The sequence below is a fragment of the Phaeovulum sp. genome, assembly GCF_041596715.1.
Lineage (GTDB): Bacteria > Pseudomonadota > Alphaproteobacteria > Rhodobacterales > Rhodobacteraceae > UBA6213.
The window spans coordinates 1-3048 of record NZ_JBFHIA010000306.1 but is presented as its reverse complement, the minus strand read 5'-3'; the positions used below and the strand labels follow the sequence as shown (position 1 = coordinate 3048).

The following is a 3048-nucleotide window of genomic DNA, read 5'->3' as shown; positions in this document are numbered from 1 at the left end:
TATCATCGCCGTCGCCGACGGCCGCACGCCCCCCGCAGTGGGCGCAAGCGTGCATCTGGCCGTGGAAACCGCCAACCTGCATCTTTTCACCCCGGATGGCGAGGCGCTGCGGTGACCAGTTCTACAAGGCCCGAAGGTGTGCTGAGCACCGGGCGGCTCTACTGCGACATCGTCATGGACGGGGTTTCGGCGCTGCCTGCGCCTGATAGCGAGGTCTATGCCAGCGGTGTTACGCTGGCCGCAGGCGGTGGCGCCTACATCACCGCGGCGTATCTGGCGGCCGTCGGGCGGCCAAGCGGCCTTGCGGTGGTCTTGCCCACCGCGTCTTTCGCCGCAACCATTGCCGAGGAACTCGCGGCATCGGGCATCGACCTTTCGGCTTGCCCCGAACCGCCCGCAGGTTCTGCACCGCAGTTGACGGTGGCGATCATCACCGGTGGCGACCGCGCCTTTGTGACCCATCGGGCAGGGGCCGCGGTGCCTGATACCTTGGCGGCGGCGATTGCGACGGGCCGCTACCGGCACCTGCATCTGGGCGAGCTTGCAACGCTGGCCGAAGCGCCGGGCGTGGTGGCGATGGCGCGGGGCGCGGGGCTGACCATTTCGGTAGACTGCGGCTGGGATACCGCCGTGCTGGCGCGCCCGGATCTTTGCGATCTGCTGCGCGGTGTTGACGTTTTTCTGCCCAACCGTGCCGAGGCCGAGGCGTTGTCGCGCCATGCGCCGCTCGCCGATTACGCGCCGCTGGTGGTGATAAAGGATGGCCCGGCAGGGGCAGAGGCGATTTACGGCGCACAAAGCCTGCGCCGCCCGTCACGGGCAACCCGCGTGGTCGATACGGTCGGCGCAGGGGATGCGTTCAACGCGGGCTTTCTGGATGCCTGGCTTACAGGTGCCAATCTGAGCGATTGCCTCGATGCCGGGGCAGGCACCGCCGCTATGGCTTTGGCCCGCGCGGGGGGCGCGCGTGGTTTGGCAGACATGGCTGCGGGGCGCGTCGGGCATTAGGTTGCGGCGGGCAGCCGTGCCCCTTAGCCCAGATTACGCGCGATCATCACACCCGCCCAAGCGGAAAACCCGGTCAGCACCCCGCCCCAAATGGTATCGACCGCAACCTGCTGCATCGACCAGTCGCGCAGCGTGGCATAGTTGGTGAACTCGTAGGTGCCATAGGCCAGAACCCCCAACGCCACCCCACCCACAAGGGCGGCCAGAGGATCGCCCGCACGCAGCGCGGGGATCGAGACAAACCACAAAAGCCCCGCGACATAGCCCAGATAGAACAGCGCCGCGGGCACCACGCGGAACGGATCGGCAAACAGGTGGGCGATGTGGCGCTCGAACACCGGTTTGACCAGTAGCCGCAGCCCGACCGCGTCGGCTGAAAAGAAGATGATCGCGGTGACAAGGTAGAGGATCAGGATTTTCATGGGTTTCTGCCTTTCATAAAGGGAAGGGCCGCACGCAATGTCAGCACCGCAATTCCGCTGGCCGCGAGCAGCAGCACCTTCCAGTTTTCACCGCTGGGGTTTGCCACGATCACACCAAGCAACGCCCAGATAACCGCCGCGGGATAGGCCCATTCACGCGGCCGCGCCGCCTGCACCAGCACAGCCACCGACAGAACCCCGACGAGGCAGACGATTGCGGCGGCCTCGGCTGGCAGAACGGCGTAGCCGCCCAGCACGACACCCAAAGCCACACCCGACGCCGCGGTAAGCCAGCCGGCATAAAGTGCTACTGGCCGCGCTTGCAGCCACGCCTGCCCTTTGCCCGCCCGCAGCAGGGCGGCGATCGCCGCCGCGGCCATGACAAAGATCATCAGCGTCGCCAAAAGCGGCGAAACCCCCGCAGCGGCAATCCAGAACGCGCCGATCGCAAGGCTGATAATCAACGGTCGCCGCATCGGGTGCCAGCCGGGGTCATCGGCTGCGCGCCAGAACCCGTAGCCCGCACCGGCAATCAGCCAAAGGTAGATCACCCCCCAGATTGAAAAGGCGTAGCCTGCCGGTTGCACGGGCGGGTCGATCTGCGGCACCGGGAACTGGCTGGCGGTAAAGCCGTTGAAACCGATGGTCAGCAACGGCGAGAGCGCAAACGCCAGTGTGGCCATTAGCACGAGCCCTGCCGTGCTGCGCCAAAGCCCTGCAACCCCGTTCATCGCACCAGCCTCCGCGTCAGTGGCAGCGCCGCCCAATAGGGCAATATGCGCAGCAGTTTCATCCCCAAGGTCAGGCGGCGGGGAAAATGCACCTCGAACCGCCGCCCGCCCAACCCGGCGATGATGGCGCGGGCCGCGGCCTCGGGCGTCATCAGCGCGGGCATGGCAAAGTCGTTGCGCTGGGTCAGGCGGGTATCGACGAAACCGGGGCTGATCAGCCGCACGTCGATCTGCCCCGCCAGTTCGGCGCGCAGCGATTCCGTCAGGTTGATGACCCCGGCCTTGGTCGCGGAATAGATCTGCCCCTGCGGCAACCCGAAATAGCCCGCAACCGAGCCGCAAAGCGCCAGTTGCCCGCCTTTGCGCAGCAGGGGCGGCGCGATCTGGGCGATGTGAAAACTGCCAGTCAGGTTGGTCGAGACGATGCTTGCGGCAGTATCCGGGTTCAGATCCGCGATCTTGCCGGGGTCATAAAGGGCTGCCAGATGCACGACCCGGTCAAGCAGGCCGAGTTCGGCAATCGTTGCCGCCGCGCGCTCGACACTATCGCGCTTGGCAATGTCGAGCGTCAGCGCGCGATGTTCGGGCCCCAGACTTGCCGCCAGCGCCTCTAGCCGATCAGCGGAACGCGCCGAAAGGATCAACCGCGCGCCGCGCGCCGCGAAGGCGCGCGCAAGTGCTGCGCCGATACCGTCAGAGGCACCGATGATCCAGATCGTCTCTGGCTCAGGCATGGGTCAATTCCACCTGCACGACATCGGTTTGCCCGACGGCAAAGGACGCCGCGCAAACGCCAAGGTAATAGCGCCAACTGCGCAGGAAACCTTCGGAATGACCCATCCGCCTGATCCGTTCTGCCTGCGCGCCCAACCTTTCGTTCCAAAGCG

The 3048-nt window shown here is 66.1% G+C and carries 5 protein-coding genes; 1 reads left to right on the top strand and 4 read right to left on the bottom strand.

Annotated features, from left to right (window positions below):
- Window positions 1–111: 111 nt before the first annotated feature.
- Complete coding sequence (locus ABY403_RS15090; RefSeq protein ID WP_372841642.1) at window positions 112–1008, top strand: carbohydrate kinase family protein; 897 nt, start codon at window positions 112–114, stop codon at window positions 1006–1008.
- Between the two features lie 23 nt (window positions 1009–1031).
- Here ABY403_RS15090 and ABY403_RS15085 read toward each other — a convergent pair whose 3' ends face one another.
- The 4 genes from ABY403_RS15085 to ABY403_RS15070 all read right to left on the bottom strand — a co-directional run.
- Window positions 1032–1430 carry a DUF2177 family protein gene (locus ABY403_RS15085; RefSeq protein ID WP_372841641.1) on the bottom strand — a complete coding sequence of 133 codons (399 nt, stop codon included), beginning with the start codon at window positions 1428–1430 and terminating at the stop codon, window positions 1032–1034.
- Window positions 1427–2161 (bottom strand): hypothetical protein, encoded by a 735-nt coding sequence (locus ABY403_RS15080; RefSeq protein WP_372841640.1) that lies wholly within the window; start codon window positions 2159–2161, stop codon window positions 1427–1429. The genes ABY403_RS15085 and ABY403_RS15080 overlap by 4 nt, the downstream gene beginning before the upstream one ends.
- Window positions 2158–2895, bottom strand: coding sequence for an SDR family NAD(P)-dependent oxidoreductase (locus ABY403_RS15075; protein WP_372841639.1), 738 nt, complete (start codon window positions 2893–2895; stop codon window positions 2158–2160). The genes ABY403_RS15080 and ABY403_RS15075 overlap by 4 nt, the downstream gene beginning before the upstream one ends.
- Window positions 2888–3048, bottom strand: a 161-nt coding sequence (locus tag ABY403_RS15070; protein ID WP_372841643.1) for a class I SAM-dependent methyltransferase, incomplete at its 5' end; no start/stop codon positions are given. The genes ABY403_RS15075 and ABY403_RS15070, both read right to left, overlap by 8 nt.